This window comes from Vibrio sp. 10N.222.46.A1 (genome assembly GCF_041473595.1).
Taxonomy (GTDB): Bacteria; Pseudomonadota; Gammaproteobacteria; order Enterobacterales; family Vibrionaceae; genus Vibrio; species Vibrio tasmaniensis_A.
In genome coordinates this window covers 1-3,168 of sequence record NZ_JBFRSN010000557.1, presented here as the reverse complement: position 1 = coordinate 3,168, position 3,168 = coordinate 1, and the positions used below count along the sequence as shown (strand labels likewise).

Genomic DNA, 3,168 nt, shown 5'->3' with positions numbered 1-3,168 from the left:
AAGGTAGCTGAACCAAATAATTGCTTGATGCAATAATGATCAAATGGAACAAAACTAATAGTGCTAGGGCTTTGCGCTGTTGCGCAGGGGTAAAGTTACTCATGCTGTACCTTTTTAGTTTGGTTTGGGGGTGAGGGAACCCAAATCGAGTCATTTCTTCGAATAATCCAAGAAAGCTCTTACCAATAATGTGAATTAAAAATGTTTCTATAATTTGCTCTATTGAGCGGCGGGCGATTATACATTAATCAATATTGGCTGCAACGGTGAGAACAAACGCAAACGTTTATCCTCACTTTTATTGATGAATGACGTTAGAAGCCAAGTTTTAAGAGCCAGGTTTAGAAGCTACGTTTCAGAAGCCATGTTAAAAGTTAGAAACCGCGCTTGAAAAGCGTCGCGAGATAATCGAACTCTTCTCGGCTTTCTTCAGCGTTTAACGACTCAAACCAGATTGATTCACTGTAATGTTCAGACTTTAAAAACATCCGACAATCTTCAAAATCAATCAACCAAGAATGCATATCGGCGTCCCATTGCTTTTCAACAACAGAAGCTGACAGCAACGCCACCAGCTTTTCACCTAGCACTTCATAAGAATCAAAATCAAAACTTGGAGACGTAATCAATAAACGCCCTTCCTCAGCCAAATACTCTCTTAAGCCAAATTCTGTTGGTGTTGTCATGTCCCTATCAACCTTATTCTTTTTCTATAAGCCAATCGTTTTTATAAGCTAGTCGTTTCTTGCAAGCTAGCCGTGTGTGGTGATGTGTTCTTGAATCAAATCTAAGAATGGGTCTGCGTACTTATCAAGTTTACGCTGACCAACGCCATTTACCGCCAGCATCTCGCCATAAGATGTGGGTAGGATTTCGGCCATATCAATCAGCGTCGCATCACTGAATACCACGTATGGTGGCAAACCATCTTCATCAGCAATCGACTTACGCAGCTTACGCAGTTTGGCAAACAGCTTCTTATCGTAGTTCTTGCTGCTTAGTTTATCGGACTTCGCATTACGCACTGCTGTATCTAAACGAGGTACAGCCAACTCCAAAGACATCTCACCACGCAATAGCGGTCGAGCTTCTTCTGTTAACTGTAATGTTGAGTTACGAGTGATGTTTTGGAACAACAAACCTTTGTGAATCAGCTGACGGAAGATACTGATCCAGTAATCATGGCTATGGTCGCGGCCAATACCGTAGGTAGAAAGCTTGTCGTGACCATTATCGCGTACACGGATGTTCTGCATACCGCGCATCACTTCGACCACATAGCCCATACCAAATGACTGATTAACGCGGTACACACAAGACAACGCCTTCTGCGCCTCTTGGGTCGCATCAAAGTGTTTTGGTGGATCTAAGCAGATATCGCAGTTACCACATTGCTTCTCGCGATATTCGCCAAAGTAGTTGAGCAGCACCTGACGACGACACGTTTGCGCTTCGGCAAAGGCACTCATCGCGTTCAGCTTGTGCATCTCAACTTGTTTTTGCGGGCCTTCTTCTTTCTCATCAAGCATACGACGCAGCCAACCCATATCAGCCGGGTCAAACAACATCATCGCTTCAGCAGGTAAGCCATCACGACCTGCACGGCCTGTCTCTTGATAGTAAGATTCGATGTTGCGTGGGATATCAAAGTGCACCACAAAGCGTACGTTGGGTTTGTTGATGCCCATACCAAACGCCACAGTCGCGACCACGATCTGAATATCATCACGTTGGAAAGCTTCTTGAACGTAAGCACGTTCGTCGGTATCCATGCCGGCATGGTAACCCGCAGCGCGAATACCGTTATTGCACAGCTTCTCGGTCACCATCTCCACTTTCTTACGGCTACCACAGTAGATGATGCCGCAATTGCCTTTCTGTGTTTCTAGGTAGCGAACCACTTGTGACACGGGCTTGTGCTTCTCAACTAGGTTGTAGCGAATATTAGGGCGATCGAAGCTGCCTAAGTAAGTGTGCGGCTCCACCAGCTGCAAACGCGAGATAATATCTTTGCGCGTCGCATCGTCAGCGGTTGCTGTCAGCGCCATATAAGGCACATGCGGGAAATACTGTTTAAGCTGGCCTAGCAAAGCATACTCAGGGCGGAAATCGTGTCCCCACTGAGAGATACAGTGTGCCTCATCCACCGCAATCATCGAAAGCGGCAAACCTTGTAAGCGCTCGATGAAGTCACGCATCAACACACGCTCTGGTGAAGCATAAACCATCTTCAATTGGCCTGAGTTCATGCGGTTGAACACGCTCAACAGTTGATCGCGTGGCATCGATGAGTTTATGCACTCAGCCGCCACACCATTAGCTTTCAACTGGTCAACTTGGTCTTTCATCAATGAAATGAGCGGTGAGATAACCAAAGTCAGCCCATCACGCACTAAAGCCGGGATCTGGTAACACAGAGACTTACCACCACCGGTTGGCATAATCACCAAGCTGTCTTTGCCTTCAACGGCTAGGTCTATGACCTCTTGCTGACCATCACGAAAGCTTTGATAACCAAAGACATCTTGTAAGATATCTTGCGCATCATTCGCGGGAGTTGGTGTTTGCTCAGCAATCAGAGTGGCGGTCATTGTGGTTCCTAATCAAGGTATAAAGTCAGCGTGCAGCATTGGCAAGCAAGGCGCACATTGTAGAGGGGAACGCTGGCGAATTAAACCGCAAATTGTTAGGTGAAAAGGGTTAACGCTCCTATACTGACCAACTCTCTTTATAAATCTTATTAATAAGCACTCAGTGCTAGAGAAAGATGCATGACACAGGAAGAACAACAACGTACGCGCCAGGGAGTTTTGCTTGCCGTCGGCGCCTACACCATGTGGGGGATCGCCCCTATATATTTCAAATCTTTAAGTGACGTATCCCCGTTAGAGATCCTTAGCCACCGTGTAGTATGGTCCTTTTTCCTACTCGCTTTCTTACTGCACATTGGCCGCAGCTGGCGTAAAGTCCGCGACACCCTGACCTCGAAACCAAAAATGCTCTATTTGGTGGCGACGTCTATTTTGGTGGGCGCTAACTGGCTTATTTTTATTTGGGCGGTGAATTCCAATCACATGCTTGATGCCAGCTTGGGGTATTACATCAACCCACTGATTAACGTGTTGCTCGGGATGCTCTTCCTCGGCGAACGCTTACGTAAGCTGCAAT

Annotated in this window: 3 protein-coding genes; 1 reads left to right on the top strand and 2 read right to left on the bottom strand. The window is 46.4% G+C overall.

Translation table 11 applies throughout. The features are described from left to right. Positions 1–374: 374 nt before the first annotated feature. Both AB4496_RS15880 and recQ read right to left on the bottom strand, forming a co-directional pair. Positions 375–686: a DUF3630 family protein gene (locus AB4496_RS15880; protein ID WP_009848192.1), complete on the bottom strand. Its 312-nt coding sequence runs from the start codon at positions 684–686 to the stop codon at positions 375–377. 66 nt (positions 687–752) lie between these two features. After that, entirely contained in the window at positions 753–2,591 is a 1,839-nt protein-coding gene (gene recQ, locus AB4496_RS15875; RefSeq protein WP_009848191.1) for an ATP-dependent DNA helicase RecQ, read from the bottom strand. 180 nt (positions 2,592–2,771) lie between these two features. Here recQ and AB4496_RS15870 point away from each other — a divergent pair. Then, a partial coding sequence (locus AB4496_RS15870; RefSeq protein WP_372131336.1) for an EamA family transporter occupies positions 2,772–3,168 on the top strand: 397 nt, incomplete at its 3' end.

What these genes read in the sequence shown, in the direction of transcription:
- AB4496_RS15880 (WP_009848192.1), bottom strand. Translation starts at nt 686, where the DNA reads ATGACAACACCAACAGAATTTGGCTTAAGAGAGTATTTGGCTGAGGAA.
- recQ (WP_009848191.1), bottom strand. Translation starts at nt 2,591, where the DNA reads ATGACCGCCACTCTGATTGCTGAGCAAACACCAACTCCCGCGAATGAT.